Source organism: Pedobacter sp. Leaf41 (assembly GCF_001422545.1).
GTDB lineage: Bacteria > Bacteroidota > Bacteroidia > Sphingobacteriales > Sphingobacteriaceae > Pedobacter.
Genome location: NZ_LMLE01000001.1, coordinates 1,140,006 through 1,158,353, shown reverse-complemented (window position 1 = coordinate 1,158,353; position 18,348 = coordinate 1,140,006). Strand labels below are relative to the sequence as shown.

Annotated in this window: 23 protein-coding genes; 12 read left to right on the top strand and 11 right to left on the bottom strand. The window is 35.6% G+C overall.

Annotated elements, in window-relative coordinates; all coding sequences use genetic code 11:
• Positions 1 to 14: 14 nt before the first annotated feature.
• The 4 genes from ASE92_RS04995 to ASE92_RS04980 all read right to left on the bottom strand — a co-directional run bounded on the left by ASE92_RS04995 (position 15) and on the right by ASE92_RS04980 (position 3,418).
• Positions 15 to 1,925 carry an AAA domain-containing protein gene (locus ASE92_RS04995; RefSeq protein ID WP_056848947.1) on the bottom strand — a complete coding sequence of 637 codons (1,911 nt, stop codon included), beginning with the start codon at positions 1,923 to 1,925 and terminating at the stop codon, positions 15 to 17.
• Between the two features lie 54 nt (positions 1,926 to 1,979).
• Entirely contained in the window at positions 1,980 to 2,363 is a 384-nt protein-coding gene (locus ASE92_RS04990) for a DUF3037 domain-containing protein (protein WP_056848946.1), read from the bottom strand.
• Positions 2,341 to 3,132 carry a HipA family kinase gene (locus tag ASE92_RS04985; protein WP_056848945.1) on the bottom strand — a complete coding sequence of 264 codons (792 nt, stop codon included), beginning with the start codon at positions 3,130 to 3,132 and terminating at the stop codon, positions 2,341 to 2,343. The genes ASE92_RS04990 and ASE92_RS04985 overlap by 23 nt, the downstream gene beginning before the upstream one ends.
• A gap of 97 nt (positions 3,133 to 3,229) precedes the next feature.
• Positions 3,230 to 3,418: a hypothetical protein gene (locus ASE92_RS04980; RefSeq protein WP_056849294.1), complete on the bottom strand. Its 189-nt coding sequence runs from the start codon at positions 3,416 to 3,418 to the stop codon at positions 3,230 to 3,232.
• 105 nt (positions 3,419 to 3,523) lie between these two features.
• Between ASE92_RS04980 and ASE92_RS04975 the strand changes: the two genes are divergently transcribed.
• The 3 genes from ASE92_RS04975 to ASE92_RS04965 are packed head-to-tail and all read left to right on the top strand — an operon-like array spanning position 3,524 to position 4,869.
• Positions 3,524 to 3,904, top strand: a complete 381-nt coding sequence (locus ASE92_RS04975; RefSeq protein ID WP_056848944.1) for a hypothetical protein — start codon at positions 3,524 to 3,526, stop codon at positions 3,902 to 3,904.
• Between the two features lie 25 nt (positions 3,905 to 3,929).
• On the top strand, positions 3,930 to 4,133 hold the full coding sequence (locus ASE92_RS04970; RefSeq protein ID WP_056848943.1) for a KTSC domain-containing protein: 204 nt from the start codon (positions 3,930 to 3,932) through the stop codon (positions 4,131 to 4,133).
• Positions 4,126 to 4,869, top strand: coding sequence for an endonuclease (locus ASE92_RS04965; RefSeq protein WP_056848942.1), 744 nt, complete (start codon positions 4,126 to 4,128; stop codon positions 4,867 to 4,869). The genes ASE92_RS04970 and ASE92_RS04965 overlap by 8 nt, the downstream gene beginning before the upstream one ends.
• A gap of 155 nt (positions 4,870 to 5,024) precedes the next feature.
• Here ASE92_RS04965 and idi read toward each other — a convergent pair whose 3' ends face one another.
• The 4 genes from idi to ASE92_RS04945 all read right to left on the bottom strand — a co-directional run bounded on the left by idi (position 5,025) and on the right by ASE92_RS04945 (position 7,741).
• The gene (idi, locus tag ASE92_RS04960) at positions 5,025 to 5,567 is read right to left on the bottom strand and encodes an isopentenyl-diphosphate Delta-isomerase (RefSeq protein WP_056848941.1); all 543 of its coding nucleotides are present in this window, start codon (positions 5,565 to 5,567) and stop codon (positions 5,025 to 5,027) included.
• 4 nt (positions 5,568 to 5,571) lie between these two features.
• Entirely contained in the window at positions 5,572 to 6,408 is an 837-nt protein-coding gene (locus ASE92_RS04955) for a squalene/phytoene synthase family protein (protein WP_056849293.1), read from the bottom strand.
• Between the two features lies 1 nt (position 6,409).
• Complete coding sequence (locus tag ASE92_RS04950; protein ID WP_056848940.1) at positions 6,410 to 7,297, bottom strand: MerR family transcriptional regulator; 888 nt, start codon at positions 7,295 to 7,297, stop codon at positions 6,410 to 6,412.
• 165 nt (positions 7,298 to 7,462) lie between these two features.
• Entirely contained in the window at positions 7,463 to 7,741 is a 279-nt protein-coding gene (locus ASE92_RS04945; protein WP_056848939.1) for a hypothetical protein, read from the bottom strand.
• 315 nt (positions 7,742 to 8,056) lie between these two features.
• On the opposite strand from ASE92_RS04945, the gene ASE92_RS04940 reads away from it, so the two are divergent.
• The 7 genes from ASE92_RS04940 to ASE92_RS04910 all read left to right on the top strand — a co-directional run bounded on the left by ASE92_RS04940 (position 8,057) and on the right by ASE92_RS04910 (position 12,921).
• Positions 8,057 to 8,794: a LytTR family DNA-binding domain-containing protein gene (locus tag ASE92_RS04940; RefSeq protein WP_056848938.1), complete on the top strand. Its 738-nt coding sequence runs from the start codon at positions 8,057 to 8,059 to the stop codon at positions 8,792 to 8,794.
• Between the two features lie 109 nt (positions 8,795 to 8,903).
• A complete protein-coding gene (locus ASE92_RS04935; protein ID WP_056848937.1) occupies positions 8,904 to 9,266 on the top strand; it encodes a response regulator transcription factor in 363 nt (120 codons plus the stop codon).
• A gap of 10 nt (positions 9,267 to 9,276) precedes the next feature.
• The gene (locus ASE92_RS04930; RefSeq protein WP_157255631.1) at positions 9,277 to 9,906 is read left to right on the top strand and encodes a hypothetical protein; all 630 of its coding nucleotides are present in this window, start codon (positions 9,277 to 9,279) and stop codon (positions 9,904 to 9,906) included.
• Between the two features lie 168 nt (positions 9,907 to 10,074).
• Positions 10,075 to 11,448, top strand: a complete 1,374-nt coding sequence (locus ASE92_RS04925; protein WP_056848935.1) for an exonuclease domain-containing protein — start codon at positions 10,075 to 10,077, stop codon at positions 11,446 to 11,448.
• A 158-nt stretch (positions 11,449 to 11,606) separates the two neighbouring features.
• Positions 11,607 to 11,960 carry an MmcQ/YjbR family DNA-binding protein gene (locus tag ASE92_RS04920; protein ID WP_056848934.1) on the top strand — a complete coding sequence of 118 codons (354 nt, stop codon included), beginning with the start codon at positions 11,607 to 11,609 and terminating at the stop codon, positions 11,958 to 11,960.
• A gap of 89 nt (positions 11,961 to 12,049) precedes the next feature.
• Positions 12,050 to 12,466, top strand: a complete 417-nt coding sequence (locus ASE92_RS04915; protein ID WP_056848933.1) for a VOC family protein — start codon at positions 12,050 to 12,052, stop codon at positions 12,464 to 12,466.
• A gap of 23 nt (positions 12,467 to 12,489) precedes the next feature.
• On the top strand, positions 12,490 to 12,921 hold the full coding sequence (locus tag ASE92_RS04910) for an SRPBCC domain-containing protein (protein WP_056848932.1): 432 nt from the start codon (positions 12,490 to 12,492) through the stop codon (positions 12,919 to 12,921).
• An 11-nt stretch (positions 12,922 to 12,932) separates the two neighbouring features.
• Here ASE92_RS04910 and ASE92_RS04905 read toward each other — a convergent pair whose 3' ends face one another.
• Positions 12,933 to 13,376, bottom strand: a complete 444-nt coding sequence (locus tag ASE92_RS04905; protein WP_056848931.1) for an NUDIX domain-containing protein — start codon at positions 13,374 to 13,376, stop codon at positions 12,933 to 12,935.
• The gene (locus tag ASE92_RS04900) at positions 13,363 to 14,349 is read right to left on the bottom strand and encodes a cation diffusion facilitator family transporter (protein ID WP_082454907.1); all 987 of its coding nucleotides are present in this window, start codon (positions 14,347 to 14,349) and stop codon (positions 13,363 to 13,365) included. The genes ASE92_RS04905 and ASE92_RS04900 overlap by 14 nt, the downstream gene beginning before the upstream one ends.
• A 112-nt stretch (positions 14,350 to 14,461) precedes the next feature.
• Between ASE92_RS04900 and ASE92_RS04895 the strand changes: the two genes are divergently transcribed.
• On the top strand, positions 14,462 to 15,658 hold the full coding sequence (locus tag ASE92_RS04895) for a pyridoxal phosphate-dependent aminotransferase (protein WP_200926327.1): 1,197 nt from the start codon (positions 14,462 to 14,464) through the stop codon (positions 15,656 to 15,658).
• A 178-nt stretch (positions 15,659 to 15,836) separates the two neighbouring features.
• Here ASE92_RS04895 and ASE92_RS04890 read toward each other — a convergent pair whose 3' ends face one another.
• On the bottom strand, positions 15,837 to 17,081 hold the full coding sequence (locus ASE92_RS04890) for an ABC transporter permease (protein WP_082454906.1): 1,245 nt from the start codon (positions 17,079 to 17,081) through the stop codon (positions 15,837 to 15,839).
• Positions 17,082 to 17,280: 199 nt separating this feature from the next.
• On the opposite strand from ASE92_RS04890, the gene queA reads away from it, so the two are divergent.
• Positions 17,281 to 18,330, top strand: coding sequence for a tRNA preQ1(34) S-adenosylmethionine ribosyltransferase-isomerase QueA (queA, locus tag ASE92_RS04885; RefSeq protein WP_056848929.1), 1,050 nt, complete (start codon positions 17,281 to 17,283; stop codon positions 18,328 to 18,330).
• Positions 18,331 to 18,348: the final 18 nt, after the last annotated feature.

Genomic DNA, 18,348 nt, shown 5'->3' with positions numbered 1-18,348 from the left:
AATGACCTGACATGTTAGCTATTTATAAATTCCCAAGCGCTATGATAGACTCCTAATTTATCGGCATATTCAATAAAGTCTGCATAAAATTTGGCCTTCGATAATGTTGCACTATCTCCTATTACTACCAATTTCTTTCTGGCTCTTGTCATAGCCACATTCATTCTTCTGGTATCTGATAAAAACCCAATTATTGCATCGGAATTGCTTCTGGTTAAACTGATATAAACAACATCACGTTCCTGCCCCTGAAAACTGTCTATTGTATTTACCGAAATTTTATTTTGTAGAGAAATTAAAGCTTCATTTTCCTCAACCAAAGCCTTTATATATTGTACCTGTTGTTTATAAGGTGAGATGATTGCTATTGATGGAAAATTATCAATTTCTTTGGAAGTAACTTCCTTGACGAATGAGGTGAGATGGTTAACTAAAAAAGCAGCTTCATCTGGATTTATGGTACTTGTGCCCTCTAGTTTTTCATCAAAACTGCAGCCCGCAGTATCGATATAAACAAGTGGTTCGTCATCGTCGAAAATTAAATGACTTGCAACGGACTGATGAGCATTTAATTGGTTTTGATAAAAAACTTTAGAGGAATAACCCATAATGTTCTGATGCATTCGATATTGTTCGTTCAAAAGCACAACTGACTCAGGGTGAATGTCGATCAACTTTTCTAATAAAGTTTTGCTTAAGCCGTTACTTCCGGCTTCTTGGGATTTTATTGTCGGTGAAAGTTGAAAGTGATCTCCTGCAAAGATTATCTTCTCTGCTTTTAAAATTGGTATCCAGCAGGCGGGTTCTAATGCCTGGCCAGCTTCGTCAATCACTACGGTATTGTACTTTAAATTGCGGACGCTGTAATGGTTTGCACCCACTAAGGTTGCAGTGATAATTTGTGCCTTATCAAACAAATGGTCTGTAATATATTGCTCAATTTTTTCTACTTCTTTCCCAATTTTATGCGCCTCATTAAATAAAGCTTTCCGTTGATCTCTTTCAGCCTTGCCAAAACTTCGCTTATATTTATGGGCCATGTTCTTATATTCGTTGGCCTGTTTTTTTAGCGATTTAACGGTTTTCATATCCGGATGATCAGCCATTTTGTGTTCTAGAGTCGAGGTTAATAGTCGGTCTGAAACCCGAGCTGGGTTACCTATACGGATGGTATTTAACCCCTCCAGCGCAAGTTTCTCTGTTAATAAATCAACGGCAGTATTGCTAGGGGCAACTACTAAAATCTTTTGGTTATTATGTTTGATCAACGATTTTATAGCATGAACAAGCGTAGTGGTTTTTCCTGTACCAGGAGGACCGTGAACAATTGCCAAATGATTAGCGGTGACAATTTTATTCACCGCAAGCCTTTGTGAATCATTCAATGTGCTAGGGATAACAAACTTTTCTTCAATCTGAAACGATGGTTTCTCAGCTGTAGTCAATATCCTGATCAGTTTATTTTCTGAATCATCTTCCGCAAGAACTGACGCTCGTTTCAATGCACTTTGCATTTCATCGTAGCTGTTGTTGTCGAATAACAAATCGACACCAAGTTTACCATCTCTTGTCCAATCTGGTAATTCATCCACCCGAAAGTTAACTTTCATTTTACTACCCGTTTGGTGAGTAATTATTCCTTCTAGCTGATCTATCTTTGGATCATGATTGGAGAATAATACAACAGAAGATCCAAATCTAAATTGATGAGAAAAATCTTGATGTGTTGTACGTTCCACCTCCACAGTTAAATAATCTCCCCTACCTATCTCATTATTTCGGATAGCAATTGGATACCAGGTAAGCCCCAGGGAGCGTCGATCGGCAGGCGAAGTGTTTTCTGTAAGCTTTAGATAGGATTGGAGATCTGCCTCACGCTCCGTGTTAAGTAGATCTTGAAGCTTTTTAAAATATTCTTTTGGCAACGGATATCATTAAAGAAATAAGTGAATTTTATAATTAATGGGTCTAATTTGCAATTACAACACCAATTCATGATGGAGTCTTATCATCGTCTCGTAAGGATCTGAGGAAAAACCAGGGTGTACCTTTGAACATTGAATTATAGTACTTCTAGTGGCAGTAAGCCATCTAAAACGGGAGGCCTCATCATATTGACCAATCGGACCAGCATTTTTTGCACCTATGCTAATTCGTTCAAAAGCTGAAAGATTTGCCTGTACTTCGTCAATATCGATTTTAGATGAAAACGCAGTTAATTTAACTTCATCAACAATGAAAACGCTTTGCAAAAATTTCTTTTTTGCGCAAAAAAGAATAATGCCCACATTCATAAATTCTTCACGCTCTACCCTAGGCATAACACGAATCACGGCATACTCAAATAAGAATTTCTCTTGCATGCTGCGCTTCTTTTAAAAATAGTTCAGAATTTGCTAAACGGGTTTCCAGAAAATACGAGTAGGCATTCCTGTGTGCTGTATTGCTTTCAAAGTTAGTCTCTCCTTCCAACCAATCATCCGGAATTAAATTGATAACCGCCTGAATCTTTTCAGGATTTAAGATCGATTTAAATTCCTGATCAACAGCATCTAACTCAGATGCCCAAGGCAATAAAACATGGTCTTTTACCAGAAAAAACGGCCTCGTAGCCTGTTCTTTCCAGTTTTGCCATGAATGATGAAAATATAGCGATGCACCATGATCGATGAGCCAAAGTTGCTTATGCCAAATGAGCATATTGGTGTTTCGGCATGTACGATCCATATTGGTTAAAAAACAATCCAACCACACAATTTGCGAGGCCAGTTTGGCATCGACAGTGGTAACTGTTGGATCAAAAGTTATGGCACCTGATAAGTAATGAAGCGCAAGATTTAAACCGACACTTCCTTTTAGTAAATCTTGAATTTCTTCATCCGGCTCGGTTCTTCCAAATGCCTCATCCAAATTAGCAAAAACTAATTCAGGAACGCGTAAGCCCAGAATTCTTGCTATTTCGCCACCAATTAGCTCTGCTATTAGTGCCCTTGTTCCCTGGCCGGCGCCACGGAATTTTAATACGTATAAGAAATTATCGTCGGCTTCAGCAATTGCAGGCATTGATCCACCTTCTCGCAAAGGCGTAACATACCGCGTAACACTAACCGTTCTTAGTTGAATTTTATTCATAAACTTAATTAGCGTAACAATTATAAAAATAGGTCACCTGCTAAACTCGCCACAAATTTAGAAGATTTATATTAATATCATTAACCTATATGGTCAATTAATCATGCCCTAGATAAGCATTACCTGCTGGGGTCATCACGGTTGTCCATTGAATAGATTCCCTGTTAATTTTAACTAAGCCCATGCTTTCCAATACCTCGTAATCATCTTCCATCCCGCCTAAAATTGGAGAACTTACTTGCTGATTGATAACCTCTAATAGAGATACAATTTCTGATCTTTCCATAATTATGGTTTTTGAATTACTAAACAGTTGTAGCATGAAAATGTTTACTTCAGGATCTAAACATTTTCGATGGTTGAAGGTTGTATTTAAAATTAATTCGATTTCATGGAACCACACATCTATTACATTTTTGTTTTAGCGCTCCCCGTAGCTTGCATCGCCTGGACGGTTACCAAAGAAGAAATTTTTAGAGAGGCGAGAGAATTTTGTGTTGATCGATCAAAAAATTGCGACAAGCTAATCAAGCGGAAATTTTTTTACGTGTTCACCTGTGAATATTGTTTCAGCCACTATATCACCTTAATTATCCTATTGATTACCAAATACACGCTTATCTATCCAGATTGGAGAGGCTATGTCATAGCTTTCTTTGCAATTGTTTGGATTGCAAATGTATACATGAGCTTGTATAATATTATACGGATCGATTTAAAGAAAGAGAAAATTCGAGCAGCCAAAGAAGAATCAGAACTTAAGGGAGAGTAATTTTGAGTTTAAGAAAATACTTTTTATGCCATCATCCGTTATAGATCATTTTAGTTATAATCCAGAAGCGAAAGCACTCAATATAACTTTCGTCTCTGGAATGGTTTATCAATATGAAGGTGTGCCTCAGAACGTATTCGAAAGGTTAAAGGCTGCCAGATCAAAAGGCAAATATTTCAATTATTATATCAAAGAACATTACTCATTTAAAAAACTAGCAGATGCCTGAAGGACCATCAATTGTGATATTAAAAGATTTAGTAGCTGGACTGCGCTTAAGGAAACCTGAGGTTTTGGAAGTGACAGGAAATGTGACGACTATTGATAAAAACCGGCTTTTGCATCGAAAGGTTAATGATTTCAAGAGCTGGGGAAAACACTTTTTAATTTGTTTTGATGATTTTACTGTACGTATTCACTTCATGCTTTTCGGAACATATTTAATAAATGATAGTAAAAAAACACCAATCAAACTTGGACTCACCTTTAAAAATGATCAACTAAATTTCTACACATGTAAAATTGACTTACTTGAGGGTGATATTAATCAACATTACGACTGGAAATCTGATGTTATGTCTACATCATGGGATCCCAAACTGGCACTAAAAAAATTGAAAGAAACCGCATCTTCCTATATCTGCGATGTATTACTAGATCAAAAGATTTTTGGAGGCGTTGGCAATATCATAAAAAACGAAGTGTTATATAGAACTAAAGTTCACCCACTTAGTAAAATTGAAGATATTCCTTTAGCTAAACTTAAAGAGATTATTAGTGAAAGCCAGCGATATAGCTTTGATTTTCTGGCCTGGAAAAAGGAAAATACATTGAGTAAACGTTGGGAGGTGTATCTGCAGAAGAAGTGCGCTGCAGATCATGAGGTTACTAAACAAGAACTCGGGAAGACACATAGGCAATGTTATGTGTGCGATTTTTGTCAGAGAAATTATTCTAAAAAATAATTTTTCCCACAGACGACAGATGCTTCGACTTGTATTTCTTAAGAACAACACCGAACTATAATCTTAAAGTAAAAGAATTATTAAACTTTTAGGATTTATGTAAACAACTTCTATATTTGTCCTCGAGAGCGTTAATTTAGATACGGGTATATGGCTTAGGCTGTATGCCCGTTTTTATTTTCAACGAATTCCATATGCTGAATTACTTTTTCTAGGCATATTTTCAGCCAAATTGTGTAGTTGTTTGGGTTGTATTCAATATCTTTTTTCAACAGATTGAGGTTCATGTATTTAAAATCCATCACCTCGTTTAGATTGATTACGGGCTTCTTATTAGATTTGCCGAAAAAAACATGATCAAGTTCATGCTCCGTCAATCCATCTTCGAATTTAACTTTATAAAGAAAGTTGAAGGCATACGTCAGATCACAGCTCATTCCCATTTCTTCCCGTAACCTTCTCTGCGTGGCATCCAGATTACTCTCGCCTTCCCGAGGGTGACTGCAGCATGTGTTAGTCCACAACCCACCGGAATGGTATTTTCCCTGGGCCCTTTGCTGCAATAAAAGCTCATTGTTATCATTAAAGATAAAAATGGAAAATGCCCTATGCAAAGCACCCTTTTGATGGGCTTCTAATTTCTCCATTTTACCCTGCGGTATATCATTTTGATCAACTAAGATTACGTGTTCTTCCATTAAACTAGATCACATTTAATTTATGGCGAATCATAGAATCGAACATTAAACCAATCTTGTGGTGGTTAGGTATTCTTATTCTTTCATTCATAATTTTCTCTGCGCTCAATCCCTTTATTTTGTTAAATAACTTTTTATAATATATATATGATAAATAAACGCCGTTTCTCGAACTTAACGGGAGCATCTTAATGCCAACCAAAGACTCATTAAACTCCTCCTCTATTTCTCGCTCAATTTTTCGTTTTTCGTTATCACAGAATGCTGCTAAATTCACATTAGGGAAATAATTCCTGTTCAAAGCCTGATGATCAGCTTTCACATCCCTCAAAAAATTAACTTTTTGAAAAGCAGAACCAAGCTTCATCGCATAAGGCTTAAGTCTATTGTACTCGCTTTCATCGCCGTTGGTAAACACTTTTAAGCACATAAGGCCTACTACTTCCGCTGATCCCAAAATGTATTCATCATATAAATCTTGCGTGTATAATTTATCCTCTAAATCCATTTCCATACTTCTGAGAAAAAGACGAATGAGTTCATGATCAATCTTAAACTCATTAACTACTTTCTGAAAAGAATTAATCACAGGATTTAAGCTGATGCCTAACTGGATAGATTCAAAGGTGTCCTGCTTAAATTTTTCGAGTAAATACTTTTTATCAAAATTATGAAAGCTGTCAACAATTTCATCCGCTAAACGAACGAAACCATATATAGCATAAATGGGTTGGCGCAACTCTTTACCTAAAAAATAAATTCCAAAAGAAAAACTGGTACTATAACTAGTGGTGGTGAGTTTACTACAATTGGCCGATAGTTGATCGAAAATTTCTTTCATGTTAAATAGGGATTTGTATTGATTTTTCGAACTCATCAAGCGATTTAAACCAATTGATATGATCAATATTTTTAAGGTTTTTTATAACTGTTGCATTTCCTGCCAGATGAATTTTAGCAGTTTTGCACTTATTAGTGAGGTTAATAATATATTTATTGGTTGGTTCTTCTGCTCGTGATTTAACCATAAAAAGCAAAACGTGATCAATATTTATTGTCGAAATTACAGCGCTTACAGAATTTAATGGTGTTCTATTACCTAAAAAAATAACATTTTGATTATTTAGTTTTAGCAGGTAGTAAGCGAAAATTAAACCGATGTCATGGTCTTCATCTTCGGGTAGAAAAAGTAGCCAGGTATCAGCATCCATGTTAGTTGTACTTATCTGATCAATTTGGGCAAAAAGTTTTTGTTTGATAATGTTGCTGATAAAATGTTCGTGGGCAGGACAAATATCATCTTTTCTCCACATCAATCCTAAACGAACAAGTAAAGGGTATGTTACTCTACGGTAGGTATTGGTAACACCCATTATCTGCATGCAATCGTTGAGTAGATTGTTAAAAGCTAAGTGATTAAATTCTAAACCAAACTTAATTAACCTCGAAAGATAGAATTCAGCCAAATCATCATCAGATTGGTGCTCGTATTGTTTATCTAAAAGATCTTCTATCGCATCGTTGGAGAGACTACAGATTTTTGAAATTTTTAAACCAACTTGATTTAAGCTAACGATGTTTAATAGCTTTACAAGCTGTACATCGTCATACAATCTAGTATTACCCTGCGATCGCATAGGTGTTAAAGCATTATACCTTTGTTCCCAAATCCTGATGGTATGCGAATGTACGCCCGAAAGCTGTTCTAGATCTGAAATGGTATAAGTCATTTTTGTTTAAATATATTCAATAAAATCTAAACAAAAAGAAAGTCGAATAGTTTTTTTCTATTCAAAACAAAAGTTACAATTTGGAAGTACTAAAATTGCAAGACAGCTCCGTTGGAATGCTCAGTCGAAACTAGCAATTTTAGTACTCAAACCCCTAATTAAAACTCAATTGTAGGCTCGCTCAGTTAGCAGAACCCCACTCTCTCCATTCCCCGTAACAATGGTGTGAACATGTTTATATGTTTGACTAAAAAAATCATAACCGTGTTCCATTGTTTCTATCGAAACCGATTTAATTGGGTATTTCCGATTAGTTTGAATGCACAGTAAATTACCATTAGCAAGCAAAAGGAAATCACAATCATATCCCAACTCTTGCAATTCAATCACTTTTCTAGTGATAGATTTATTCAATGTAGTAGTAATGGCGGTTCTGTTTTTCATAGGAATGTATTTTAGGTAGATAATTACTGATTTTTATTTAGAAATCACCTTATGATCATTACGGTTTTGGAGCCGAAATATTATCAAACGGTCAATAAATTGTAAATCACATTAATCATTTATGTTAAAACTACATATTTATTATTATTAATTGCATATTTATACCACTAATAAAATGTATGTGCTTGCAGTTTATTAATTCATATCCGTAAAATTAACACTACACAAATAAATCTACTATTTGCTAATACATTATAAATTATTTTTCGATTTTATCACTCTAAATCGTATTTTGCAGCATCTAAAACTCACAAAATGTCTATAAGTTGCATCGCCATTGATGACGATCCCCATTCCTTAGAAAATCTAATTGCTTACATGGAAAAGTTGCCCGAACTGGAATTAGTTCAAACTTTTACTGAACCGTTGCAGGCATTGGCAGAAATATCTATGGCAAATCCTGTTGATATTATTTTCATAGACGTAGAGATGCCGGCACTTTCTGGTATTGAGCTCGCTGGCTTATTGAGGCAAAAGGCTAAGCATCTTATCTTTACAACAGCTCATCCGAGATATGCATTAGATGCCTTTAGAGTTGAGGCAGATGCTTACCTATTGAAGCCCTATTCTATTCTTAACTTCACCAAAACCATTAATAACTTATTTCCTACTGGTAAAACCGACCATCAAACTTTATCCATATTTAATGATCATTACTTTTACATTCCATTACATAATGAGAATGAGGAATTAGTAAGAGTAAATTTTGAGGATTTGGTTGCTGTCGAGGATCATAAACACGATATTAATTTTATTACCACGGAGCTATCTATATCAAGTGCAAAAATAAATTTCGCGAAGATGATTAATATGTTGCGAACGCACCCAGGGTTTATCCAGATTAGTACCAATATAATCATTTCTAAAAAGCACATTAAAAGTGTTTTAGGTAATCAGATTTTGCTTGCCAGCGGCGTTCTGTATACAATTGAAGATTCGCACAAATTGCTTTTTACCAAATTTGCGAATAACAATTCTTTGAAAGATAGCTGATAATTAATTCTATCTAGAAATTTAATTTAAGTTTTTAATAGCGGTTAAAACATTCCTCATGTTTCTTTGTATTAGGGATAGTCTATTTTTTATTAATTGAACATCCGTTTTGAAAAGAATATTAGTTGTTGATGATGATCCCGATATTTTGGAGGTTTTTCAGATGGCACTAGAAACCGAGCATTACAGCGTTTACCCATTATTATCTCCAAGATTTATATTTAAAACAATAAAAGAGTTTATGCCAGATTTAATTATTCTGGATATTATGCTGAACGGGATGGATGGAAGAGCAGTTTTCAAAGAGCTTAGATTAAATCCTGAAACAGAAAATATCCCAGTAATAATGGCTTCTGCCCGTTATGATGAAAATTACATCGTATCGCAAAAACTAAACCCGGATGATTATTTAGTTAAACCTTTTAACATTTCAGATTTACTGCGAAAAGTAAATAAGCTAATTGCTAATTAAAAAACCATATATGAACTCAAGATTACTAACCCCGATTATATTGCTTTGCGCCGCAATATCAATGAAAGCTAGCGCACAAAGTAACCGTCCTGATAAACTTTATTCTATGAGTGGAATTGGTTTTGCATTCCCGATGGGCGAAACATCAGATTACTTTAAACCGAAATTCTCGACCTCTCTTGGGGTAAATTTAGCGGTAGGAAACGGAGGTTTTTTCGTTTATCCAAAGGTGAGTTTACATGCTTTTACATTTAACCAACAGATCGCCGACCCCGGTTATACTTATACCATTCAGAAAGGCAGATCTACTACGTATTTATTAAACATTGCCTTAGGGTATCGTAAAATATTAGATAAATGGGCTTTTTATGGATTCGCTGGTGCAGGTGGCGGCTTTATCTTAACTCCTCAAGCTGGGGTTAATGCCAATACATTGCAGGTAAATATGGAAAACAAAACCAATAGCTTAGGTATTGCTGAAGGTGGCGGTGGAATCGAATACAATATCGGTGGTGCCAACTTATTTGTAGAGGTTAGTTATATGTATGGTTTTGGTAAAATTCAAAATCGTGTATTTAACACCGTTCCTGTTAGCGTAGGTATAAAGCCTAATTTAAGCAAATTATTAAGTAAGCTTTAATAAAATATTAATAATAGTTAACCAGCGATTGCGTTATTACGTAGTCGCTGGTTTTGTTTTAAAGCATTACTAAAAATGCAATACAACTAAAAAAACCGTCAAAAAATAGCTCAAAATTATTTTTATTACTAAATATTTTAGTATAGATTTGTGTTTGAAAATTTGCCGATGTTATACGCAGTTGTAGATATAGAAACCACGGGAGGCCATGCCTCTGCAAATGGAATTACTGAGGTAGCCATAAACATTCATAATGAAAATCAGGTGGTGGAATCCTATACAACCTTAATCAATCCAAGGCAATTTATACCTGCTTATATCACTGCTTTAACAGGAATTGATAACGATATGGTAGCAGAAGCACCCTATTTTGAGGATGTCGCATTGCAAATCTACCAGCTTTTGAATGAAAAAGTCTTTGTAGCCCATAATGTTAATTTCGATTATTCTTTTTTAAAACATCATCTAGCGGCTGCGGGTTACGATTTGAACTGCCGTAAACTTTGCACTGTAAGGCTAAGTAGAAAACTTATTCCAGGAAAGGCTTCATATAGTTTGGGCAAGTTATGTAGTGCGTTAAATATCTCCATTCAAAATCGACACCGTGCCGGAGGAGATGCCGATGCAACCAGCATTTTGTTTAATATGCTTTTAGAAACCGATCACGAAGGTGTTATTGCCGAAATGTTAAAGAAGAGTTCAAAAGAACAGGTTTTGCCCCCACATCTAGATCGTGCTTCAATTTTAAGGTTGCCCAACCAACCTGGCGTATATTATTTTAAGGACAATAAGGGAAAAATAGTTTATGTTGGAAAAGCTAAAAACCTAAAAAAACGAGTGATAAGCCATTTTACAGGCAACAAACCAAATAAGCAACGACAAGATTTCTTACGAACTATTTATAATGTCGATTATGTAGTTTGCGGCACTGAGTTAATGGCTTTAATTTTAGAAGCGAACGAGATTAAAAGACTTTGGCCAGAAAATAACCGAGCTATGAAACGTTATGAGCATAAGTATGATCTTTATGTTTTTGAAGACCAAAATGGTTATTTAAGGTTGGCGATAGATAAGCACAAGACAAACAATAAATCACTTCAAAGTTTTAATAGCTTGTTAGAAGGTTATAATTTTTTGAATCAATTAATTGAAAAATATCAACTTTGTGCTAAGCTCTGCTATCTTCAAAAAACAGCTACAAAATGCACTGCACACGATAACGGCCAATGCTTTGGGGTTTGTAGCGGCATAGAAACAGTTGCCGTTTACAATAAACGTTTAAATAATGCGCTAGCTGAACTTCAGCGTTTACAGCCCAGTTTTGCATTGGTTGATGATGGACGTGAGGCAGAAGAACTCAGCTGTCTCGTGGTAGAAAATGGAACATTCTATGGAATGGGATATTTTAAAGATAAAACCTATTTAGCAGATGGCTTAGCTCCTATCAAAAACGATTTGTCAATTTATCAATCCAACAGTTATATTCTCAATTTAATTCTTAATCATGCTGCAGAATTTCCGCAGAAACTATATAAATTGTAATTTAGGCTCTCGAAATTCACAAGCTAATTTATCAGTTATCTTTCAATCCGTTACCTTTTGATTTAGATATAAAATACTTAAAAGCTTAAAATTGATGTAAGTTTGCTAGATCAAATTTTAATTATAGCTCGATTGAACGTTATTTAAAAACACATATTATGATATCTCCAGATTCTTTTAGAGAACTTGCCTTGTCTTTTGAAGACGTAGTAGAAACACCAAATGCCAACAAAAACTCATTTAAAGTTGACGATAAAATCTTTATTACAATTGATAATTCAAACTTAAAAGCAGTATTTAGATTATCGCCAAAAGATCAAAACAAATTTTCGGATTTAGACCCATCAGCAATCTATCCTGCACAGGCAGGCTGGGGCAAACAAGGATGGACAATTTTTGAATTAAGTTTCATAGAAAACGAAGTTCTTAATGATGCGGTTCGACTTTCTTATTGCGCCGTAGCACCAGAAGATTTAGCTAAGAAATATAAGAAGAAAGCTGTTAAGAAGTAACAAATTGTCTCAATTAACCCGGTAAATTTTCATAAATACCATTCTTTTTCTTTTGAAAATCTGGTTAAGTTTAATAAAATTTTATAGCTATGATCAAATCACTATGGATAAACCTTCCAGTTAAGGATGTAAAAAAATCGAAAGAATTTTTCACTAAATTGGGTTTCAAATTAAACTTGCAATATGGTGTTCGCGAAGATAGTGCGAGTTTCCTGGTTGGTGATGCAGGTCTGGTTTTAATGCTTTTTGAGAAGTCGTTATACGAGGGATTTGCGGGTAGCGCAGTTCCAGAAAGCTTTTCTGGAAACGAAGTATTATTTTCCTTCGATGCCGAGAGTCCGGAGGAAGTAGATAATTTGGCGAAAAAAGTGGTGGAAGCGGGTGGTTCTATTTACGGCGAACCTGGTTATAAAGATGACTGGATGTACGGTTGCGGCTTTATAGATCTTGATGGACAAAGGTGGAGCATTTTGTTTATGGATTTCAGCAAAATGCCTTTGGGTTAATTTGAGTCATAAAATCTAAACATATGGATGCTAAACCGATAATAGTCGAATGCGTTTACAATGTGCCAATTGATAAAGTTTGGCAAGCATTAACGGATAATGATCACCTTCGACAGTGGTATTTTCAATTAGATAACTTCGAACCAAGGATTGGATTCAAGTTCGACTTTATTGGTGGTACTGACGAAGGACCAAAATACCTACACCTTTGTGAGATCATGGAAGTTGACGAAGAAGCTGTAATTGCTTATTCATGGAAATATGATAACTACCCAGGCAGCTCTATAGTGAAATGGGAAATCTTCGAGCAGGGAAACAATACCAGGCTAAAACTAACCCATACAGGCGTTGAAACCTTTGCCTACAATGGTAAAGATTTCCAAAAAGCAAGTTTTAAAGCTGGATGGAATTACTTTGTAAATGATGCCTTAAAAAATTTCTTGCAAGCTCTGTAGATAATTGCTTGCTATTTTAATGCTTTCTTTAGTAGTTCAGCAACAGTTTTGTCCGTTTTGAAGGTAATTGCGTTCACATCCAGTTCACTTATCGCAACCCAACGAAAGGCTTGAAGAATTTCTCCTTCTGCATCGAAATCGTAAATTTTTGTCTTAAAGGCAAGTTGTAGGGGTGCCTTTTCTTTAACTAAGTAATACACACTTATTACCTGACTATCGTTAAAAGAAGATTTCTCGTAAAAGTCAGTTGTATAAAAATGTGATAAAACTTCTATTTCAGCATTACATTCTTCCAAAAATTCTCGCTTCAGCCCATCAATAAGACCTTCGCCAATTTCTAAACCACCACCAGGGAATTTGCTGAAACGAAAGCCATACTCCTCTTCATCGCTAATTAGAATCTGTTGGTTAGCATTAATTAGCAAACCATAAACACGTACATTAAAGTAACTCATTTTCGTAATGCTTTTTGTTCTTGATCACAATTTCAGGCGTCCAGATAATTTCCTTTTTAAAGGCTTCTGCCCTCACCGGGCATTCGCTCATGTGGCAATAATGGCAGCACGCAGGCAAACACGGGTCTGCATGGATAAATAGTTCTGCCTTTCGAATTCCGTTTTTATTAATGAGTTCATCAATCTGTGAGATTTCTCTATGAACTTGATTCAGGTCGAAATAGTAAGGCAGTGTAACGTGGCAATCTATGTGAAAATCAGGGCCGTATTGTTGGGTACGAAGATTGTGAACATCAATCCAGGGATTGTGTCTATTGTTCTGCAGTACATCAACAACTTCTTCCACCAAGGTAAAATCGCTTTCATCCATTAAGCCACCAACTGAACTTCTGGTTAACTTATACCCGGAATATACAATATAAAAACCAACCATAATAGAAAGCAGACTATCCAACCAAATTATATTTGTTATTTGAATAAGCACTAAGCCGAGAACTATAGCCACGCTAGTATAAGTATCTGTAAGTAAGTGCTTTCCATCAGCCTGGAGCGTTATAGAATGCTGCTCTTTCCCAACTTTAACCAGGTATAAACCAACGATCATATTTACCAGACCAGTAATTCCTATAATTATGGTTCCCTGTAAAAGCTGCCCAACGGCATGGGGATAAATTAAATTGTAAGATGATTTGAATATAATAATGATACCTGCTAAAAGAATCAAAATTCCTTCAACAAAGACTGAGAAAAATTCTACTTTTCCGTGGCCATAAGGGTGGTTTTCATCTCTGGGTTGCGTACTTAAATAGATGCTGTAGAACGCAAAACTGCCAGCAATTACGTTTACAATACTTTCGGCTGCATCGGTTAAAATGGCATTTGAGCCCGTGATGAAATAAGCCACAAATTTGGCTAGCATTAAAAAAATACTAACCACTAATGAAATTATAATCGCTTGCTTTTTTATCGTCACGGGATATTTTTCACAAAAATACGCTTATCACTCAAATTAAATGAGAAAAACTATGCCTTTTTTAGTGCAGAATAATATTTGGTTTATATATTTGCGTTCAAAGTAATTAACCATGAGCACCTTATCCAAAAGAATCAACAATCTATCAGAATCTGCGACACTTAAAATGACCAAATTAGGCCGTGAACTGGCCTCAAAAGGTGTTAATATTATAAGTTTAAGTGTTGGTGAACCCGATTTCAATACGCCTGAGCATGTTAAAAATGCCGCAAAAAAGGCTTTAGATGATAACTACACCCGTTATTCTCCAGTTCCAGGATATCCAGATTTACGTCAAGCTATTGTTAACAAATTAAAAACCGAAAATAGTCTCGATTATGATATTTCGCAAATTGTAGTTTCTACAGGGGCAAAACAATCGCTATCAAATGTAATTTTAACATTGATAGATCCAGATGATGAAGTGATTATTCCTACGCCATATTGGGTTTCGTACTCCGAAATGGTTGTTTTAGCTGAAGGAAAATCCGTTTTCATTGATACGGATATTGAGAGCAATTTTAAAATTACGCCTGAACAATTAGAAGCGGCTATAACACCAAAATCAAAGTTGTTTATGTTTTCATCGCCATGTAACCCTACTGGTTCAGTTTATAGCAAGGATGAATTGGCAGCTTTAGTTAAGGTTTTTGAGAAACATCCTAACATTTATATCCTGTCGGATGAGATTTATGAGCATATCAATTTTGTGGATCAGCACGAATCTATCGCACAATTTGATAGTATTAAAGATAGAGTAATTATCGTTAATGGCTTTTCAAAAGCATTCGCAATGACCGGTTGGAGATTGGGTTATATCGCAGCAAACAAAGAAATTGCTGCTGCAAATGATAAATTGCAGGGACAAACCACTTCAGGAACCTGTTCAATTGCACAAAGAGCAGGCATCGTAGCTTATGAGCAGGGTTTGGACAGTGTTTTAGCCATGAAAGAAGCATTTCTTCGTCGTAGAGAATTGGTTTATAATTTACTAAACGAAATTCCTGGTGTTAAAACAAACCTTCCTGATGGCGCCTTCTATTTCTTTCCAGAAATCAGTTCATTTTTCGGCAAACAAGATGCGGATGGAAATATTATCAAAGACTCGTCTGATTTAGCGCTGTATCTGCTAAACGTTGGCCACGTAGCTACTGTTGGTGGTGATTCTTTTGGAAACAATAATTATATCCGTTTATCCTATGCAGCTTCTGATGAAAGTTTAGTAGAAGCTTTAAGACGAATTAAAGAAGCACTAGGAAAGCTAGCATAATTAATTTGCACTTAGCAATTCATGATTTTCAGGTTATATATTAAACCCTTCGCCAGAATGATCTGGCGAAGGGTTTTAATTTTGGAATCTTAGTATTGCGATATGAAAATTAAATATAAAAGGTCGAAACTGATAGTGAAGATTCGTTTTGACTAATTTCTTAAAGATGAATAACATTTTAGCTTCTGATGGCCTCAACCGGATCTAATCTTGATGCGGAATATGCCGGCCAGAATCCCGATATCGTTCCAATAATGACAGATATCCAAATGCCGAGTAATATGTTATTTACTCCAAGTATAATATAAAATCCGGTAAGTGCTCCGAGTAATAATGCAATCAAATAAACCAGCAACAGCCCGAGCAGCCCTCCCAAAATACAAAGTGAAATAGACTCGAAGATAAATTGCAATAGAATAAAATAGTTTTTCGCACCCAATGATTTTTGAATACCAATAATGTTTGTTCGCTCTTTAACGGATACGAACATGATGTTTGCAATACTAAAACCTCCAACTAATATCGAGAAACCTCCAATAATCCAACCTGCCCAATTTACCATTGTAAACATCGAATCTAGTTGATTAGAAAGTATAGTTGTTTTGTTCAGGGCGAAATCTTCTTCCTGGCCAGGCCTGATTCTATGGATAGATCGCATTAAACCTTTCAATTCGCTTTCTACTTCTTCAAGCGAAACATTATCATTTCCACGTACCGTAATTTGTGGACCATATCTTTCATTTTGAATATCAAGAATACTCTTGGCAAAATTTATCGGGATATTCACATTTTTATCCAAAGAAGTACCCAGCATATCCTCGCCTTCTTTTTTAAATACACCAATAACTGTTAATCTCCTACCCAAAACTTGTACTTGTTTACCTATCGGGTCATCTCCACCAAATAATCCTTCAGCAACATCTGCCCCCATTAACAACACGGGTGAGCCGTTATTGCTTTCGGTTTCGGTAAAATATCGACCAGCTTGCAGTTCGAAATTCCAGGTTTTATCAAAATCATGCGAAGCTGCAGAAACATTTATCCCTTCAACAGAATTACTCCTGTATTTTATTGTCCTATCACTCGTCGAGATTTCAAAGGTGATTCCCTGGGCGTTCCCCATTCGTTCTCTTAAAGCAGCAAAATCACGAAGCGAAGGCTGTGGCCTGTTCATGTATTTCCACCAAGGATAGTTATCGCCAAAACTCCACGGCCATTTTTGAACATAAATCGTATTAGATCCCAATTTATCTACACTTGACTGAAGTTTACCACGAAAGGTATCTACTGCTGAGAAAACAGCAATGATGGTAAAAATCCCTATTGTGATCGCAAGAAGCGATAACATGGTACGCATTTTATTTTGGCGTAGTGCATCAAAAGCAAAACGAAAACTCTCCCCTATTAGCCTAAAGATTATCATAATTAGTGGTTAGATGCACAGCATATAAAAAGGTTACAACTCATTTTCAAAACTAGTTAATTTTGTGGCGTTTCAGAGTTAAGCGACTTATTTTTCCATATTTAATTAACCAAAACATTGTATACTGTAATTACGTTTGATAAAATACGAAAAAGAAAAATTAAATTCGTATTTTTGCACCTCAAAAAATTCATCAAGAATGAAATTATCACAATTCAAATTCAATCTACCAGAGTCACTAATTGCTAACAATCCAGCCGAACAACGCGATGAAGCACGTTTGATGGTTTTACACAAAGACAGTGGTAAAATCGAACATAAAATTTTCAAAGACGTGCTAGGTTATTTCGATGACAAAGACGTAATGATACTTAATAACACAAAAGTTTTCCCTGCTCGTTTATACGGTAATAAAGAGAAAACTGGCGCTACTATCGAGGTTTTTTTGCTTCGCGAATTAAATAAAGAGTTACGTTTATGGGATGTTTTAGTAGATCCAGCTCGTAAAATTCGGGTAGGTAATAAATTATATTTCGGCGACGATGACTTATTGGTTGCGGAAGTTGTTGATAATACTACTTCTCGTGGGCGTACCATTCGCTTCTTATTCGAAGGAACAGACGAAGAATTTAGAAAAAACGTAGAAATTTTAGGTGAAACACCACTTCCGAAATACATTAAACGCAAGGCAACTGCTGAAGATAAAGAACGCTACCAAACCATTTTCGCTAAACACGAAGGTGCTGTAGCAGCTCCAACTGCAGGTTTACACTTTAGTCGCGAGTTGATGAAACGCCTTGAGCTTAAAGGTGTGGAATTTGCAGAAGTAACTTTACATGTTGGGTTAGGAACTTTTAGAACCGTAGAGGTAGAGGATTTGACAAAACACAAAATGGATTCAGAGCAATTTATCATCGAGCAAAAAGATGCTAATATTGTAAATAAAGCCATAGAGGAAAAAAGAAGAATTTGTGCAGTTGGAACGACTTCAATGCGTTCAATAGAATCTGCTGTATCAGCAAACAGAACATTAAAGGCTGCAAATGACTGGACAAGCAAGTTCATCTTCCCTCCGTATGAGTTTAGTATTGCTAATTCAATGATTACAAACTTCCACACTCCAGAATCAACATTATTGATGATGGTAAGTGCGTTTGGTGGTTATGAAAATGTAATGAATGCTTACGAAGTAGCAGTTAAAGAAAAATATAAATTTTATAGTTATGGTGATGCCATGCTAATTATATAGATTTGAGTATTGAGATGT